The sequence below is a fragment of the Arthrobacter sp. H14 genome, assembly GCF_000520495.1.
GTDB lineage: Bacteria > Actinomycetota > Actinomycetes > Actinomycetales > Micrococcaceae > Arthrobacter_C.
On sequence record NZ_KI914699.1, the window covers coordinates 4,213 to 4,834 of the forward strand.

The following is a 622-nucleotide window of genomic DNA, read 5'->3' on the forward strand; positions in this document are numbered from 1 at the left end:
GCCCGGCGGTAACCGAGCGGACCTCGCATCTGCTCGGACAGCGTCCCAATACAAGGACCGTCGCCGCACCCGGCCCTGGAATGCGGTCGGTTCCGTCTTTCGTTACGTTACGTATTTCGTTATGTCTTGTTATTAAGACGGAATACGATATGATGAAACTATGAACGAGAACATGAGTGAGCACGTTATTGAAGTTGACGAGCGTACTTGCCGGTATCCGGGGTGTCGGCGTCCGGCCATGGCTGCCGAGGTTGGCACTGGCCCGCCCGGGCCCGGCCGCACACATGGCGGCGGGCCCTCGGGTGGGCGAAGCCCGGCGGTAACCGAGCGGACCTCGCATCTGCTCGGACAGCGTCCCAATACAAGGACCGTCGCCGCACCCGGCCCTGGAATGCGGTCGGTTCCGTCTTTCGTTACGTTACGTATTTCGTTATGTCTTGTTATTAAGACGGAATACGATATGATGAAACTATGAACGAGAACATGAGTGAGCACGTTATTGAAGTTGACGAGCGTACTTGCCGGTATCCGGGGTGTCGGCGTCCGGCCATGGCTGCCGAGGTTGGCACTGGCCGTCCGCCGGAGTACTGTGATGAGCCCGCCCATACCCGCGCGTCGGCTT